The organism is Bradyrhizobium sp. Bra78 (assembly GCF_024519855.1).
Lineage (GTDB): Bacteria > Pseudomonadota > Alphaproteobacteria > Rhizobiales > Xanthobacteraceae > Bradyrhizobium > Bradyrhizobium japonicum_G.
On sequence record NZ_JALJRE010000014.1, the window covers coordinates 1 to 16,885 of the forward strand.

The window sequence follows — 16,885 nt, forward strand, 5'->3', positions numbered from 1 at the left end:
GACTCCGCCGTCCACGTTTCTCTTTCTTCATCTTCACTTGTCAAACAGCCCGGGATCCGAAGAACCCATCTCCCTGGACGGGAGTCTTGAAACTCTCACTCCACGACAAACACAACCGATAGCTATCGGATGTTAGCTTGCTCATCGCAATGAGAAACTCACGGTGCCTTAGCCGCCCGAAGGTCAAGCAATGCCGCACCGGAGTGGGCGGTTTATATGCCTGCCGAACTCGGCTTGTCAACCAACGAAACGCCGCCTCGCGCTAAAGCAAACCGACAACCCGGTTCGTGGCAATCGAGCCGAGCCGGAAAAGCGTATTGCGCTGTGCCGATGCCTGCCGCCAAGAACGCGCAAGGTCGGAATCCCAGGGTGTGACGATTAATTCAAACGAGCCGTCCGCCAAGCGGCGGAACATGACAGCCGTGTCAGCATAGTTGAATCCGCCCTGCGCCGCGGTCGGCAGGTTCATGCGTTCCATGCCGTTATTGCCATGCCAGGTGAGGCGCCTGTCCGTCCAGACATGGGCACCGCTGCGAAGGACCGGCAGCCCGATTTTCAGGTTGTCGGGATAATCATACTGGTTGAACACAAAGCCGAAGAACCGGTGTCCACCGCGCGGTAGCTCCAGCTGATTGCGTGAGCCGCCCTGAAGGGCTTCTCCTTGCACCCACATGGCATTGAAGTTCCCGGGATTAATCGTGCCGTTCGCAATCGCCATCCGGAAAAGCGGCGTCGCCGCTGCAACCGGCGGCGCTGGCGCGGCTACTGGTTCGGCTTCCTGCTGGATTTCGCGCGGCGGCGGCTGCGCGATGCGCAAGCGTTCGTAAGTTGCCAGAAGAGCCTCCGTCAGGAGCACGGTTTCAAAGCCTGCACTTGTGAAGGCCGCTTCGATCTGCCGGCGCGGTATATCGCGCTCCGCCCACGCGGCTTCCGTATTCACGCTGAAGCCACGCGAAGTAAGATTGGCCGAACCGATAAGCGCGTTGCAATGCTGGGCATCGATACTGAACGCATAGAGCTTGGGATGAAACGCCCGCGCCGGCAAAAGAGAGCCTTCCAAGAGCCTTTGTGCTCCCGACACCCGCACCTCAGTATTCGGCAAGGCCTGCCACTGGCGCAGGGCCTGGGGCTCCGTAAGGCCAAAGTCAAAGGAGGTAACGAGGACTTTGGGCATCGCCGTGAACGCAGCTTGGCCGGCCGCATTCTCAAGAGCTGCAAGCAAGATGCCCGATCCGCCCTGGGTCACATAGGCTGCCGCAACCTGCATCGAGATCGGTGCAGGCGCGATTAAATCAACGATGGCATTGCGGATGGCCGCGGGCTCTGCCGCACTTTGAACGATCAGCAACCCGGATCTCCTGTCGAATCGTCTTCAGCCTTCACGGTTACGCCAAGAGCCGCCCCTGCAAGCCCTTCAATCGCCGAAACCAGCGGTGACTTTGCTAAGAAGTCCCGCATCTTGCGGCGACGGGCCGTCAGCGCTTTGGTGGGATCGCACAGGTAGGGATTGGTTTGAGCCTGCGCTGTCGCCACACTGGCAATTTCCTCGGCCAGCTCGGCGATCCTGACATGGTCGGCGTTCCCCGGATCGTAGATCGGCATTAGGCGATAGGGCAGGGTATGGATGTGCCGCTCGCTAAAATCGCCTTTAGGGTTGAAAGGCAGCGTCGCCGCTGTAAGGGCGCGGCTGTTCAGCATCCCCACCTGAAACCAAGCCTCTCCTTTGCCTTTAATGACTTTCCAATACAAAGTCTGGTCAACCACCAGGTCCTTCGCCTCAGACGTCGGTACACAGGCGGCACAGATATTTTTGCCGCCGGCACCCGCCAGAATGATGAATCCTTCGGATCCAAAGACCTGCTTTGCCAGCTTTCCGCGCTCGTCTACGCGCTCCTGTATGGTTTTGCCCTTGCCTACGGTCTCCAGCTTCTTGTTAATGGCGGCGAAGCGGCGGGCTGTTTGGATCAGGCCGAGCTTTCGTATCTCAGCCTCATCAAGAACCACCCACGACCCGTTATCCAAACGGATCGCCGGGAGGGCGAGCGGTGCCCGGTGGCTTCCGAGCACATAGGGAAGAAGATTCTCCGACTGCGCCATCTTGTAAATGAAGCGCGGCGCGGCGTAGCCGGGGAACGTCTCCTTGGCCATTTCCTTGGCCGACTTCACCGTGAACCGCCAGGGCGACGCGGCACCGGGCGTGTCCACGCGATATTCAGCGCCCGCATCGTGCAAGACCTCGATGCAGACGGCTGTACGCGGCATGAGGTCCGCCCCTTGCTGCGGCAGATCGGCCATCCCCCCACCCGCTGCCGGGCCGCCGCCTTTTTCCAGCACCCACGCGCTCCGCGTATTGCCCAATTTTCGTATCGAGAAATCGACCTCTTCAAGGCCAGTGGATGCCGCCAAAACGCCGGAAAAAGTTGGCAACGGCAGCGAAGCCGTCCCTGATCTTTTATGGCCGATCAATGCCGCGCCGGGGTATTTGAAGGTGCCCGGCGCCACCTGCCAGACCTCGGATATTTCAAACGGCACGGGTCGCTCGCTGCCAAGAAAGTCATGCCGGCGCAGCCTCTCATGGTGATTGCCGTTCAAGATAGTGCCCGGCACCAGGCAGGCGACCGAAGCATCCGTGCCGAGGTAGCGGTCAATCGCATGCAACAGATGCATCGTACCCAGTTCCAGATGAAGGAACGACTGGCCTGCTGGCTGGATGCCGTAGAGCTTGGCGCGTCCTCTCAGCAATTCCTTATAAGGATTGTCCGCAAGCCCGCTCATCGCCAGCCACGGCGGATTTGATACGAGGCCATTGAAATGCCCGGTGAGAAGGCCAGGCCGGTACGTATTGCGCAGGATGAACGCCCAAATACCATTTCTACCAGTAACCGCCAGCTCCGCCATTCGATGTGCGAGCGGATAAAGGCCCTCGGAAAGCTGCGTGTATAGTGCCGCCGGGAGCGTGATCCCAAACGCGATAATAGCGCCGTCAAGAAAACTGTCCGCATCGCTCTTGGCAAAAGGCGCAACAGCGCCACGCGCCTGCGCATCTCTCGCCTCATCATAGGCCCAGTCGACGATGCGATCGAAAAATTCGCGGTATTTCGGCTGAACAAGCGCCGTAGGCAACTGCACTGTCATGCCGTCAAGCGAAACCGGGATAGTGTCGTTATCTAGCGGCACAGACTCCGAAAGCGGCGTGACGGCGAAAAGCGAGTCCGCGTGGTAAATCGGAATGACAATCGGCTTGGTAGCCGCCTTAATCTCTCCGGCAAGGCTGACAACCCATGTCGTCTTGGCAAGGTTGACGGCGAGCGGATCGATATCAAAGCCGGTGGCCACTTCGCCGAGTCTTGCAATATCGGTAAATCCGAACCGCAGGCGCGTGGCTTTTATGATCTCGGCTACTATAGTGCCCGAGCCGCAGCACATATCGACAAGACGCGGCGGTTCTCCTGCAGGGAGGCCGTCAAGACAGCGGTCGGCAAGAAGGCGTGCGAGCCAGTGGGGCGTCCATTCCTGCCCCAAAAGCTTGCGCTGGCTGCGGCGGGCGAGTTGCGCCATCAGGCGGCCGAACAAATCTTCCTCGGCCAGCCACCCGAAATCATAGGCGTACAAATCCCGCTGCAGATCGCGAGCGATTACAGCCAATTTGTCGATATACGGGGCATTCAGAAGCCAGCCGAAATAGTCCTGTTCAACGACATTTTCCAGCTGATACCGGTGGCGAAAGAAGTCCCCGTTGAGGATCGTTCGCAGCTCATCGTCCGCGCTTAGAAGCGCCTTGCCCTGAAGGACGTTTGCGCTCAGAAGACGCGCCAGCAACGTAACGTAAACCTCATCGACATAGGCCTCTGTGCGGAATGTCCCGGATGATCCCTCCAGATGGTCCACGAAATGCGACCATAGCTCGGTGGCGAGGCTCGCTGTGGGATAGGAGGCTCGCCCGTCATCTACAAGCTTGGCCAGAAGCGCGGCGCTGCTCTTATAGGTCAGCGACTCCATCCCAAGATCAGATGCCAGAAAGTCTGCCCGCAGCGGCCGGGACTGCTCGCGGGCCAGATGCTTTAGCATGAACGCGCCCAGGCGCTCCGCCGAAACCTTGCCGTCATCCAAAAGCTGCAATTCGTCAATCTGAACGAGCGTAATATCTTCTGCCGTGCAAAACGCGCTGTCCGCGCCCGGTGCCAGAACCGCGTCATACGCGTACCAGTCCACCGTATCAGATAGTACGCCCCTAACTGATGTCAGGGGCACCCCGCTACGGATCAGCCCTGCAGCCTGCTCGCGCACCTGAAGATAACCGGTATCGCGCTTGGTCATAATCCGCAAATCAGACTCGTACTCAATCGTCGTCGAGCCCACCAAATTGTCGATGAAGCGCGAGGCGGTCTTGCCGGACGCAACGCCTACCTTAGTGTGGGCCTCGGCACCTTCTGTATAGTTGTTGATCCAGCTAACATGGGACGTGTCCGGGAACATAAGCCGTAGCCGCCCCTGAAGCTCGCTACGCAGCACGGCTTCCACATGACCAGCATCCCGCAGCATACGGCCGCGGGCGATTGTTTGACGAATATTGTCGATATCGGCGCTCAAGACGCAATCCTCTGCCGGGCGGAAGAAGAGGCGCCGAGTTGCGCTCCCATATACCGGGCATAGTCCTTCAGGGCGGCTTCATTTGCTGACGGAAACGCGGCTGCAAGCACGAGTTGGTTGATATCGGCGAGCGCCGAAGAATCCGCCCCTGCTAGGCGATGCCCCAGCGCACCGAGCTTTTGGCAATCAGCGTCTGAAAAAACCGGAACCGGTATCTGGCGAATATGTGTCGCCTCCAGCTTGAGCGCTCCGCCGCCCAGCGGCGTCCCGAGGGCCTCCATCCCGGCGCGACACCAGACGCTGCTGAACAACCCGTAGAGGCCAAAGTTTGTCCATCGTGGGCCTTCCGGCCACAGGGTCGAGAAATTCGCATCAATCAGGATCGGCGGCAGAACATTCAATGAAGCCGCCGGTGCCCCGTGATTGATCCGCGGGATGAACATCGCCGGCAAATGCCGGGCGGAAAACGCCGGCAGCATGTACCAAAAACCAGGAATTTGATTGGCTCTGCCCGGCAGTTTCACATTGGTGCGAACAGCCGAGAGATCAGGAATGAGCCGTGACGGCGCGTCGGGATCAAGCGCAAGAAGGGAGGCACGGCGCACAAAGGCGGCAAGCTCTGAAGGCATCTGCCGGGGTAGTGATCTGCCTACTTTACGATAGGCCCGCTCGTGCTTCAGCACCGCTTCCAGATCTTCAGGCAGCACCCAGCGCGATAGATCAAGAACACGCGTACGAGGTACCTGGTCGCGCGCGAAGCCCGGAATGTCTGTCTGCCGATGCAGTACGGGCCGCAAAGCCTCCTTCGGCACCTTGAACCGCAGCCTTTGAAAACTTTCTGACGCCTCGACCGTGGCTGTGCCGTCATCGTGCTCGGCCAGCATTGTCATGTAGAAAAATCGGTTGCAGCCCGTACGCAATCCCTGGCTGACCCTGATCTGCGCGTCTGTGAGTGTCTGTAAATCGGCGAGAGCGCTCCCTGCGGGCATCAGCGCCCGCAGCGGTTCAGGAACATCCGCCGCTCCACGACCTTGCGCGCGAACTGCAGCGCGCGAGGTCACCCCTTCCACCTTCAGGAACCAACGTTTACGACGCAGGCGGTGCTCCAAAGTTTTCCATTCGTCAACAAGAGCGAACGCGCGATTGTCGATATGCGGGAGAGCGCGGCCGCCGGACCTCGCCCATAACGCGAAGGCCGTATCGGGATGAAGCTCAGAAAACTCCGCGCCAACGAGCGATTCAGCGTTCGCCGCCATGGGCGCAATCTGGAGCCACCGCGGATTTGCCCATGAGGTCCGCTCTGTGAGCGGCACCGCTGTCTGATCGACTGTTAGGCGTCTTGCGACGATTAGGTTTGTGCGGACCAGCGCGTCCGAAAACCAACCCGGCTGCGTGTCGTCGACGATGAATTCAAGCGCGAAAAGGCGCAACAGGAGGTACCGAACAATGTCCGCATAATCCCGGGAACGCCATGTTGCCGGGGCCACGATTGCAAGTCGGCCGCCGGGCCGCGTCAGGACTGCCGACAAGATCCATGCCGGCACGGAAAGGTCGGCAAGGCCAGAATATCCTGCGGCAAGAATCTGCCATAGTGAGCGCTCGGCTCCCCTCGTCCGCTCGTCGATAATGGTGCGCAGACCTTCGCGGACTGCAGCAATGCCGTGGTTATCGCCCTTCTGAGACTGGTATCTGACATAAGGCGGATTGGTGATGACCAGATCATACCCCTGTGGCCTTAACTGACGGATCACCGCGGGATCGAACGCGCTGCCCGCTATGATCGCGCTCTTCACATCTGCCATGCGGCTCCGATGAACATCCGCCCGCCGTCGGCAATAGGCAGCAGTGGTGTCTTCGACTTCAATGCCGTCGAGCTGCGCTACCGCAATGCCGCGTTCCTGCGCTGCGGTTGCGGCAGCGTCCAGCAGGTCGCCATTTCCGGCCATGGGATCGAGAATCGTGACGCTCTCGCTGCTGAGCGAGAGATGAGCAAGCAAACGTCCCAACGGCAGGCCCGTAAAGAATTGCCCTAGGCGTTTGCGCTGGGCCGGAGGCAAATTTTCTTCGAATAGCCGCGCGGCCGTTCGGATGTCAGCAAGCGCATCACTCGCCAGCACTGACCAGCACTCCCTGCGGTGATTGCTCCGCAAACCAGCGGTAGAAAACGTCCGCATCAAGCGGCACTTGCTGCTGGCGGCTAAGGAAGTAGTTCACAAAGCGCGAGTAAAGACGCGGCGCAGTGAACTCCGCCGGATCACAGGCTACAGAGGCCTCACTGTGCAAGGCTGCCGCGATGCTCCAGACGTTTTCCACACTATGGCCTGCGCTGCAACGCCGCGGACCCAGAAGAAGTACAGGATCGCCCCTCACGGCACCTTTGGTCGTCACCTGCTTGAAGCTTCCTTGCGTTTTGTTCAGAACGCCGGCGTGTTCAACGTCAAAGCCGGCGTCTTGGTAAGCCCGCTGCAGGGCATTCCAAATCTCGGCCGACGCCGAGTGAAACACCATAGTCGCTTGACCAGTGGGCTTCAAAATCCGGCGCGCTTCGCTGAAAGAGCGGGTCAACAACTCGCGATACGAGTCGACTGATTTTTCTTGTTTGGGGCTGACGATGGCTTCGTCAGTCCTGTCGGTGAATCTCCTGAGCCAGGCCTCGTTTATGAAATTCAGCTCCGCATACGGAATGTTCGCGCCGAACGGTGGATCGGTAAAAACATAGTCGATACTGCCGGACGGCAGATCGACATTGCAGCTTGAGCCGTTGATGACTTTGACATTCCCGCTGCCGCCGTGGATCAATTCGAACGCCTGCGCGATTGTTGAGAGCTTGCGCTTTAATCCCGCAAACAGATTCTTCTCGACGGGAAGGCCGCTGATATAGAGAACGCCCGGCTGCGCGCTGGTTACAACGAGGTCTTTTTGACCGGTTTTGGCTACAACTCGGGTCATGATCGTGCCGTGCGAGGCATTATAGCTAAGAAGCCAGAACCGCAGTCCCTCGCGCAACGCCCCCTTATAGCATTCAGCCCGCTTCCACATGCGCGCGAAGACGATGAGGTTGCGCCGTGTATAGAAGTGATGAACGTGAGAAATTCCCAAATGGTACCCTTTTCTATAAAGATCACCCCAGGGAATCAGAGCCTTAGGAACGCACGAAGGAAGCGGCTCTGATGCAATCTTTTTCATCAGAGCTAGGTCTGATGAATGAGGCGCGCGCGACCATCGTTTACCACCTGTGGAGCCATAAATGCGGGCAGGTGTGCGGTGGCGTAGTTCCCGGTCTTCGCCAAGAACATCATCAGCCTCTGTCACCGTAACGCGCTGAACTTCATCTAGTGCGCAGATGTGATCGCATTTGGGGCACGAAAACGTAGACGAAATTTCAGCCGGCTCAAGAGAGACGCAGGCATCCCACAGCGCGACCGCCTTCCGACAGCTCGGGCACCGGAGGCTGTCGCTCCAGATCATGTGACGAAGGGAGCCTTTGCCACCGGACGGATCACGCGCCTCATACATCCAGCCGTCCTGCTTTTCGGCTGCGGCCAACACGTCCTCCGCGGCCTTTCTGAAGGCCACGGGGTCGGGCGGATTGGTGAGGGTGCGGCTCACGAAAGCGCCGAGCGTGCCCAGCTCGTAAAGAACCGCGTTGCGCGGGCCCCATTGGACGTCCAGCGCCAAGCGTTTGGCCTCGGCACGTAGCGCATCGCTGGGCCGTTCGCAAAGCAGAGCCGCAAGACCAGTCGAACCGCTGCCGCCGAACCCGTCAAAGACGGTGTCGCCGGGACGAGTATGCGCAGCAATGTAGAAAGCAACAGCATCAGGAGAAATTTTGGTTGGATAGGGGAACGCACCAAAAAGGGAGCCGGAACGGTTGGCAGCCAACGGGCGTCGATAAAGCGCGTTGAGAGATGCTTCGAGAACGACCTTGGCAGGCTTCCGCTGCCTCGAACTTGAGTCACGCATAAGAAGAACTTCCCCCCAGGATGTTGCTTTCAGGCACGTTCAGAGACGCCCGGGCGCCGCTCTTGCGTCGTCTGCTGTGGATCGGGATGTCGCCGGAGATATTCGTCGATGGCGCGCCTGACCACCCATGAAACAGACACGTCGTCCCGTCCGGCAATAACGTTAAGAGTGTCATAGTCCCGGGCAGTGACACTGACGGTTACGCGTGGACCGAACTTTTTTAATTTTTCACTCATGGCGGCGCGGTCCATGTTCTCGTATTGTTCACAGTAAGAGCACGCGATTCACTTTGCAACAGGCTGCATCACTTTGAGTCAGCCGTCGAGCCGTCCGCAGGGCGCTTCGGCGAGTTGACAACATCGTTCGCGAGCGGGCAGCTATGGGCGCGCGAGGACCACTACCGACTTCGTTAAGGGATTCACCACAGCGGGGCAGATTGTGGCCTGCTCGTGCAGCAATCGCGGCCACACTGGATGCTGCGAAAGAGACCCGGCGCGCGCAACCCTACCGGTTCAGTCTTGATCTTCGCCAAAGTCCAAACTTGGCGATTCCTGCGATCTCACGCGCAGCACGTGAGCGCCACAAGGCGGCCGGCTGATCAACGGCTCTGAAATAGCGTCAACCGCGGTCACTCCGTCAGGGCACGTTACTCGGATTGCTCAGGCCTCAGTCGAGAAATCCCCCGCCTGGGGGTCGGTTGCGGGAATAGGATTTGAACCTAATGACCTTCAGGTTATGGGCCTGACGCATTGTACCCAAATTGACAATTTCGATGCGCTACCCCAGCCGTTACCCAAGCCTGCGCTAGATCGTGCCTGACCCCACGAAAACCAACTAAGTTGTTGTTTTTGTTGGCGATCCCGGCATGACTCGAACATGCGACCTACGGTTTAGGAAACCGCCGCTCTATCCGGCTGAGCTACGGGACCGCGGAACCCGCCGGCTGGCAGGTTACCTGGAGCTGTACATACCAAAGCGGTAGCGGGACCGGAAGCCCTTCGCTCGGCCGAATGCGGATATCTGCCGGCGGCCTCTACGCCCTGATATTGTTGTCCTTCACCACCTTGCCCCAAGTGGCGACCTGCTTGTCGAAGAACGTCTTGAAGGCGGGGCCGTCCTCGAGCAGCAACGTCATCTGCTGCGTCTCCTTGAGCTGGGCGGCGGTCGCGGGCTCGCTCAGGATCTCCCTGGACGCCGTCGCCATGGCGGAGACGATGTCGGGCGGTGTGCCTGCGGGGGCGAAGATGCCCCACCAGGTCAGTGTCTCGAAGTCCGGAAAGCCCGCCTCGATCGCGGTCTGCGTATCCGGCAGGCCCGGCAGCCGCTCGCGGCCGAGCTGCAGGATCGGACGGAGCATGTTGGTGCCGAGCTGGGCTGCGACCAGCGCCGCCGATCCCGCGATCAGGTCGACATGGCCGCCGAGCACGTCGTTCATGGCCGGGCCGCCGCCGCGATAAGGCACGTGCATGATCTCGACGCCGGCCTTGTTGCCGAGCACGGTCATGGCGAGATGGCCGAGCGTGCCGATACCGACGGAGGCGTATTTCACCGCACCCGGGATTGCCTTGCAGGCTGCCACCACGTCGGCAAAGCTCTTGTAGGGACGGCCCGCACCCGCCGCGATCACGTAAGGCGCGGTACCGATCAGCAAGACCGGCGTCAGCTCGCGCTCGACATCGACGGGCGGCTTGTCGAGGATGGACGGGATCACCGCGTGGGAATCGAAGGTCACCAGGAACGTCGAGCCGTCCGGCGGGCTCTTGGCGACTTGCGCCGCGCCGAGCGCGCCGGCGGCGCCCGACTTGTTCTCGACAATGACGATGCGGTTGAGCTTCGTTTGCAGATGGCTCTGGAGCAGCCGCGCCATCGCATCGGTCGATCCCCCTGGTGGAAACGGCACCACCAGCGTGATCTTGCCGGCTTGCGCCGCCGCCGGTGCGATTGCGAGGATGGCCGGCGCGGCCAGCAGCGTGCGTCGTGTGATCGTCATGGTCCCCTCCCTTGGGTGTGCTGCGCCCGGCTTTTGCTCTTTGGCGCTTAGGTCGTCCCGAAACCCGACCCCGCTTTTTTGTATTCTGGCCGCGGCGGACTGAAGATGTCCAGCACGCGGGCGCCGTCGGGCCCGGCGCGCATGGTGTGCGGCACGTTGCCGGGCGTGCGCCAGAAATCGCCCTTCTTCACGGCAATCTCCTCCTCGCCCTGGACGCGGATGGCGGAGCCGTCGAGGAGCACGCCCCATTGCTCCTCGGGATGATGATGCAGGGTGCCCTGCGCATGCGGCGCCAGCGTCACCACCGACAGCATCGCCTGCTCGCCGGAGAAGATGCGCGTGGTCACCCCCGCGGCGAGTTCGCGAAACAGCCCGTCGCCGGGATTATCGATATTGTGGAATTCGTCCTTCTGGCTCACGCTACTCTCCCCTTCGTTTCGGTCTTGTCAGGATTTTCCATACGAGCCCTGGTAGCGGCCCTCGCGGATCGCCTTCAGCGTCTCTTCCTCACGCGCGACCTGGGCGCGGACCGCTTCCAGCAGCGCCGCCGCGCCGGCCGCGGGAAACGACACCACGCCATCCTCGTCGCCGACCACGATGTCGCCGGGCGAGATCACGCTACCACCGACAGAGACCGGCACGTTGATCTCGCCGGGGCCGTTCTTGTACGGCCCGCGGTGGATCACCGCGCGGGCGTAGCAGGGAAAATCGTCGCCGGCGAAGGCCGCGACGTCGCGGATCGCGCCATCAATCACATAGCCTTCCGCTTTGCGCCATTGCGCGATGTTCTTCATGATCTCGCCGACCAGCGCCCGCGTCTCGTCGCCGCCGCCATCGACCACGATGACGTCACCCGGACCGACCAGCTCGAGCGCACGGTGGATGGCGAGATTGTCGCCGGGACGGGTGCGCACGGTGAAGGCCGTGCCCACCAGCTTGCCGCCGCGATGATAGGGCTTCAGCCCCACCGCGCCCGGCAGCCGGGCGAGATTGTCTGAAATGACCGAGGTTGGCGCACCGCGAAAGCCCTCGATGATCTCGGCGGGCGGCTTCGGCACGCTGTTCGTTGCGATCGTGATCGTCATATCCAGGAATCCTTATTATTCGGCGTGCGCCCGCGCTTTCGCCGGCATGATCCGGAAGGCGCGCCCTTCCTTCATCCACGCTGCGCGCTCGTCGCGCAACAGCGTGCGGCGGACTTTTCCGGAATCATCGCGCGGCGGGGCGCCGACGATCTCGAAACTCTCCGGGTGCTTGTAGCGGCTGAGCCTGTCCTTCAAAAAGTCCGCCATGCCGTCGGCGATGGCCTGACCGTCCGCGCCGGGCTCCGGCTCGATGATGGCATGCACGCGCTGGCCCAATTCCGGATCGGGCAGTCCCACCACCACGCAGGAGCGCACGCCGGGACACTCGGAGACCGCGGCCTCGACCTCGGCCGGATAGATGTTGGCGCCGCCGCGCAGCATCATGTCGGCGAGCCGGTCGCCGAGATAGAGGTAGCCTTCCGCATCCAGCCTGCCGATATCGCCGAGCGATTCCCAGCCGTTGGCGCGGCGCTTCGGCTCGGCGCCGAGATAGTGATAGGTGGCGTCCTTGCCGTCATTGTTGAGGAAATATGTCTCGAAGAACGCATTGCCGTTGGGCAAACCGATCGCGACGAAGTCGCCGGGCTTGACGCCCTTGGCGGCAAACGCCCGCGCGCGCCGGTTGGCGCCGCGCTCGAGCTCGTCCCATGTCAGCGTGTCCTGCCCGTGACGGACGGCGATCGTGCCTTGCGGCTTGCGCTCGGCGTACCAGCGCGGCACATCGGACAGGGGCAGCAGCATCAGGCGTTTCCACTTCGTCTTCTTGGCGTCGCCCCAGGGCGAGGCGATCACGGGATGAAGTGTAACAGCCGGGGCCAACCCTTCAAGACGCAAGCCTTCAAGAAGCAAGCCTTCGAGAACCAAGCCTTCGAGACGGAGACCTTCAAGACATCCGCATCAATGCTCTGCACCGCAACCCGGACTGTCGAACAGCGCCGCAAGGCCGCATTTGGACGTCAGCATCTTGTCGCCGTCATGCCCGACGCCGGCCACGTCCCATACCTTGTGATTGGGCGTGCCGTGGTCGCGCTTGGCCATCGCATCGACATAGGCATGGCCGCGGGCGTAGCGATACGGCCCCTGCGCTTCGGCCATGCAGCTCTTGTCCAGCGCGGAATGTTTCGGATTGGTGTCGAGGGTGCCGAGCAGGTAGATCACCTCGCGATCGACATATCGCTGCTCGAGCGCGGCCGGTGTCGCGTCCGCGAGATAGGGCGGGCGCGCGTCCATGCCGTATTTCCAATTGTTGAAGCCCGCGCAGGATGCGGCGATGGCCGGTACGGGCCGCGCATTGCTGAAATAGGCGTAGGACGAAGGATTGGCGACGACGTAGCGCACTTCGATGTGCTGGCGCGACAGCGCCGCCTCGCCCTTGCCGGCGATGGCGTAGCGCTGCGCGACCTGGCCGCCGCCGGAATGGCCGGCGACCACGACCTGTTTCAGGTTCGGGAAAATGCGCCGGTCCGAGAGTTTTGCCAGGATCGCATCGAGCGCCTCGAAGGACGACACCGGGTTCGGCGCCAGCGCGGCATCGCCACCCTCCCATCCCTCCAGCGACCAGCGCAGCGTGTCCGCAGGCAGCTTGTGCGCGACGACATCGATCTCTGCCAGGAACTGCGGCACGATCATGAGCGCGCTCTTGCCGTCGTCGCCCGCTGCGATCTGCGCGGAATGGGCCGAGATATAATATTCATCGGCATTGCGCAGGCGCCCGTGCAGCACGATGATCGCGCGCGAGATCGCCGGCAGCGGCAGCGACCAGTCGCTGGAGAGATAGAGCGGCAGCATGCCCTGGCCGCCGACCGGGAGCCGCGCGTCGGCGATCGCTCTCACGGGCTTGCGGTTGGGCGCATCCTCGTCGGCTGCGAACGCATGGCTGGACACGAGCGTCAGCGCGATTGCAGCGAGACAGGCCAGCGCTCTCATGACGAACATTCCCCTTCGAATTCAAATCGATAAAAGTCTAAGCGCATCCCATGCCGCTCGGCTGTGACTCCCGGGCCACGTCAAGCAAAAAATGTCAGCATTGCAGCCATGAAATTCCCGGGTTCCATGGGTGACAAGCCGGCGATAAAGGGGCAAAAATCCGGCTCGACTCAGTTCGGGTTGAGTTTTGCAGGGAATGCTCTCGTAGAATGTCGAACGCAGTTGCATCGCGTCGTGCGGCGCTTGTCGTTGCCGCAGCAGGATTTTCCCTGCTGACGACGTCGCATGCCCATGCGCAATGGTGGAAGCGCGCGCCGGTCGATTTCGAGGAATGCGCCGACGCCGCCGAGAAGGCCGCGACCAAGGCCGAAAAGACATCCGCGCTCGCCGACTGCAACGCGAAGTTCGCCGGCCGGCGCAAGACAGGCGGCGGCTATTCCTATTACGACTTCCTCCAGGACCGCACCTTCGACATCGCCGGCCCCAATCCGACGCCGGAGGAGCAGAAGAAGATCGACGAATCCTATACCGCCTATCTCGCCAATCAGCGCCGCAGCAATGAGGCGGCCCGGGCCACCGCGCGCCAGCAGCGCGAGCAGCAGGAACAACAGGCGCAGCAGCTCCAGCAGATCGCGCTGCGCACCGAGGTCGCGCGCGTGCCGGTCCCGGTCGAGCGGCCGAAGGTGCTGCAGGCTGCGGTCGGCGAGACGCGGCCGCGGCCGAAGGGCGCGCCCTGCATCAAGGGCTCGTTCTCCTGCGAATGGCCGCGGCTTTCGGATGGATTGAACGAGCTGAAGAAGCTGTTCAACCCGACGCCGAGCAAGCCCGCGAAGAAGGGCTGAGCCAGCCACAACCGTCATTGCGAGCGCAGCGAAGCAGTCCAGATTTTTTCCGCGGAGGGATTCTGGATTGCGTCGCTGCGCTCGCAATGACGGGTTGGATGTAGATTCGCACCTACATTCTCAGTTCGGATGCTTCTTCTTGCTGCGCTTGGGAGTCGCGACCGGCGCATTCGTTGGCGCCGTCGCCGGTGAACTGCCCAACTGCGACCTGCTCTCCTGCAATCGCCTGTCATAGCCGGGAGAATTCATGACCGTCGGCGGCCTCGCAAAGGCGAGCGTCGATCCGCAGCAGAGCCCGGCCAGCGCGAGCCCGATCATCAAACAACGCCTCATCGCGTTCCTCCCTCGCACTCATGCGCTACCCGCGTATCTGTTGCGGTGTCAGCCCGGGCGGACCCTTGCCCGCGACTTCAGCTTCCTTGATCAGCGCAACAATGCGGCGCATCAGCGGCACGTCGATGTTGTTCTGCTCCGCGAGCGCGATGACTGCGCCCTGGAGATAGTCGATTTCGGTCCTGCGGCCCTGCTTCAGATCCTGCCACATCGAGGAGCGCGCCTCCGGATCGATCTTCATCGTGCGTCCCAGGATCGCGTTGAAGATCATGTCGGGCAGCCGCAGCAAGGTCGGCGTCCACCTCATCGGGATCGGCGTCGCCGAAACCGGATTGATGCCGGCGGCCTTCATCGCAGCCAGCCCCTCCGCCATCTGGTCGGCGAACAGCTTTCGCCAGTCGCGGTTCGCCAGTTGCGCGGCGAGCGGCATGTCGGACAAGGCGCTGAGCGCGTTGTTCAGGTTGATGATCAGCTTGCCCCATTGCACGCCGGCGATGTCGCGGCTCGCGCGCAGGGTGAGCCCCGGCACCGACAGCGCGGCAGCCGTATTGTCCGCGTCCTCGCCAATATGGATGTCGCCGGAGGTCGAACGGTGGAAACGGCCCTCGCCCATCGCGATGACGTTGAAAGGCACCATGCCGGCGAGCACGCGCCGGTCGCCGAGGCGTTCGCGCAGCACCGCGACATTGCCGACACCGTTTTGCAGGGAGACGATGACGGCGTCCTGCGGCGCATGCTGCGCGATCTGATCCGCCACTTCGGCGGTGTCGGCGCTCTTCACCGTGACCAGCACGATGCCGGCGCTGTGGAAGATCGCGGGATCTTCCGACAGCGCGAACTGGCCCGCCTCCAGCTTCTTCCCGGAGCCGTCGAAATCGGTCAGAAGCAGGCCGAACCGCTCGATCTCGGTCTTGACCCGCGGCCGCACCAGCAGCGCGACGCGGCGGCCGCCGGCCGCCAGCATGCCGCCGGCGAAACAGCCGATGGCGCCCGCGCCGGCCACCACGATCGATCGATCCGTAACCACCAGACCTTGCTCCCTGAACGACCCGCCTTCGATAGCAGAGGCGAGGCCGCCTGCCCATGGAACGGTTGCGGTGCAATCGCCTTGTAACCGTCATGAGAGCCTCATATGTTTTTGAACGGGGCTTGTTATCGGCAGGAGAACGCCATGGGTTTGCTCGACGTCCTCAACGGAATGCAGAACGGCCCGCGCGGCCCGAGCACGCCAAGTTCTGAGAAATCCTCCAGCGGCATGTCGCCGATGACCATGGCGCTCCTCGGCCTGCTCGCCTGGAAGGCTTTCAAGCATCTGACAGCCAACCAGTCCGGCAGCGCGCCACAGCCGTCCCCGACGCCGACGCAGCCCCCCCCGCCGGTGAATGCAGGCCCAGGTGGTGGCCTCGGAGGAGCACTTGGCGGAAGCGGCGGCCTCGGTGACCTCTTGAAGGGCGGCCTTGGCGGCCTGCTCGCGGGCGGCGCGGCCGGCAGCGTGCTCAGCGGCGGGCTCGGTGATCTCCTCAACCAGCTCCAGCAGGGCGGCCATGGCGAGACCGCAAGCACCTGGGTCGGCAAGGGTGAGAACAAGGCGATCGCGCCCGGCGATCTCGCCAAGGCGCTCGGCGCCGACCAGATCGAGAGCCTGTCCGCCCAGAGCGGCCTGTCGCGCGAGGAGCTGCTCTCCGGCCTCAGCCAGTACCTGCCGCAGGTGGTCGACCATCTGACGCCGGACGGGCGGCTGCCGACCGAGAACGAGATCTCGGGCAGAATCTAGTCAAATTGTGATCTACGCGTTCTCGGGAAGGGAAGCACTGTCATGAGTTTCGGCGGCCTGTTGTGGATCATCGTCGTCGGCTTCATCGCCGGCCTCATCGCGCGCTGGCTCGCGCCGGGACCGAACAACCCGAGCGGCTTCATCCTCACCACCATCCTCGGCATCGGCGGGGCGTTTCTCGCAACTTTCATCGGCCAGGCGATCGGGCATTACGGCCCGGACCAGGGCGCCGGTTTCATCATGGCCACGATCGGCGCGGTGGTGGTGCTGTTCATCTGGCACCGCCTGGTGGCCAGCGGCGTGATCAAGGGGTGACGGCGCTAACCGTCGCGTGAGGAGGCTCATCTGCCTCCTCATCGTCATCGCGAGGAGCGAAGCGACG

General features: G+C 62.1%; 15 protein-coding genes and 2 tRNA genes. 3 read left to right on the forward strand and 14 right to left on the reverse strand.

Features of this window, described 5'->3' with window-relative positions:
* Positions 1-262: 262 nt before the first annotated feature.
* The 12 genes from OC450_RS26995 to OC450_RS27050 all read right to left on the reverse strand — a co-directional run bounded on the left by OC450_RS26995 (position 263) and on the right by OC450_RS27050 (position 13,554).
* A complete protein-coding gene (locus OC450_RS26995; protein WP_262048976.1) occupies positions 263-1,348 on the reverse strand; it encodes a phospholipase D family protein in 1,086 nt (361 codons plus the stop codon).
* On the reverse strand, positions 1,342-4,590 hold the full coding sequence (locus OC450_RS27000; protein ID WP_262048977.1) for a hypothetical protein: 3,249 nt from the start codon (positions 4,588-4,590) through the stop codon (positions 1,342-1,344). The genes OC450_RS26995 and OC450_RS27000 overlap by 7 nt, the downstream gene beginning before the upstream one ends.
* Positions 4,587-6,707 carry an SAM-dependent methyltransferase gene (locus tag OC450_RS27005; protein WP_262048978.1) on the reverse strand — a complete coding sequence of 707 codons (2,121 nt, stop codon included), beginning with the start codon at positions 6,705-6,707 and terminating at the stop codon, positions 4,587-4,589. The genes OC450_RS27000 and OC450_RS27005 overlap by 4 nt, the downstream gene beginning before the upstream one ends.
* Entirely contained in the window at positions 6,694-8,553 is a 1,860-nt protein-coding gene (locus OC450_RS27010) for a DNA methyltransferase (protein ID WP_262048979.1), read from the reverse strand. The genes OC450_RS27005 and OC450_RS27010 overlap by 14 nt, the downstream gene beginning before the upstream one ends.
* Before the next feature lie 29 nt (positions 8,554-8,582).
* Entirely contained in the window at positions 8,583-8,804 is a 222-nt protein-coding gene (locus OC450_RS27015; protein WP_262048980.1) for a ribbon-helix-helix domain-containing protein, read from the reverse strand.
* Between the two features lie 447 nt (positions 8,805-9,251).
* Positions 9,252-9,340: transfer RNA gene (locus OC450_RS27020), tRNA-Met, on the reverse strand.
* Positions 9,341-9,405: 65 nt separating this feature from the next.
* Positions 9,406-9,482: transfer RNA gene (locus tag OC450_RS27025), tRNA-Arg, on the reverse strand.
* Positions 9,483-9,586: 104 nt separating this feature from the next.
* Positions 9,587-10,543 (reverse strand): tripartite tricarboxylate transporter substrate-binding protein, encoded by a 957-nt coding sequence (locus OC450_RS27030; protein WP_262048981.1) that lies wholly within the window; start codon positions 10,541-10,543, stop codon positions 9,587-9,589.
* Between the two features lie 47 nt (positions 10,544-10,590).
* Positions 10,591-10,962 carry a dimethylsulfonioproprionate lyase family protein gene (locus OC450_RS27035; protein ID WP_211386194.1) on the reverse strand — a complete coding sequence of 124 codons (372 nt, stop codon included), beginning with the start codon at positions 10,960-10,962 and terminating at the stop codon, positions 10,591-10,593.
* 27 nt (positions 10,963-10,989) lie between these two features.
* Entirely contained in the window at positions 10,990-11,628 is a 639-nt protein-coding gene (locus OC450_RS27040) for an RraA family protein (protein ID WP_211386193.1), read from the reverse strand.
* A 15-nt stretch (positions 11,629-11,643) separates the two neighbouring features.
* Complete coding sequence (locus tag OC450_RS27045) at positions 11,644-12,369, reverse strand: AMP-binding enzyme (protein WP_262048982.1); 726 nt, start codon at positions 12,367-12,369, stop codon at positions 11,644-11,646.
* Between the two features lie 156 nt (positions 12,370-12,525).
* On the reverse strand, positions 12,526-13,554 hold the full coding sequence (locus OC450_RS27050; protein ID WP_262049045.1) for an alpha/beta hydrolase: 1,029 nt from the start codon (positions 13,552-13,554) through the stop codon (positions 12,526-12,528).
* A 209-nt stretch (positions 13,555-13,763) separates the two neighbouring features.
* On the opposite strand from OC450_RS27050, the gene OC450_RS27055 reads away from it, so the two are divergent.
* Positions 13,764-14,396: a hypothetical protein gene (locus OC450_RS27055; protein ID WP_211386191.1), complete on the forward strand. Its 633-nt coding sequence runs from the start codon at positions 13,764-13,766 to the stop codon at positions 14,394-14,396.
* Between the two features lie 120 nt (positions 14,397-14,516).
* On the opposite strand, the gene OC450_RS27060 is transcribed toward OC450_RS27055, so the two are convergent.
* Both OC450_RS27060 and OC450_RS27065 read right to left on the reverse strand, forming a co-directional pair.
* Positions 14,517-14,729, reverse strand: coding sequence for a hypothetical protein (locus OC450_RS27060; protein WP_262048983.1), 213 nt, complete (start codon positions 14,727-14,729; stop codon positions 14,517-14,519).
* Between the two features lie 25 nt (positions 14,730-14,754).
* Entirely contained in the window at positions 14,755-15,756 is a 1,002-nt protein-coding gene (locus OC450_RS27065) for a 2-dehydropantoate 2-reductase (RefSeq protein ID WP_256805497.1), read from the reverse strand.
* A 144-nt stretch (positions 15,757-15,900) separates the two neighbouring features.
* On the opposite strand from OC450_RS27065, the gene OC450_RS27070 reads away from it, so the two are divergent.
* Both OC450_RS27070 and OC450_RS27075 read left to right on the forward strand, forming a co-directional pair.
* Positions 15,901-16,503 carry a YidB family protein gene (locus OC450_RS27070; protein WP_262048984.1) on the forward strand — a complete coding sequence of 201 codons (603 nt, stop codon included), beginning with the start codon at positions 15,901-15,903 and terminating at the stop codon, positions 16,501-16,503.
* A 42-nt stretch (positions 16,504-16,545) separates the two neighbouring features.
* Positions 16,546-16,818: a GlsB/YeaQ/YmgE family stress response membrane protein gene (locus OC450_RS27075; protein WP_211386187.1), complete on the forward strand. Its 273-nt coding sequence runs from the start codon at positions 16,546-16,548 to the stop codon at positions 16,816-16,818.
* Positions 16,819-16,885 lie beyond the last annotated feature (67 nt).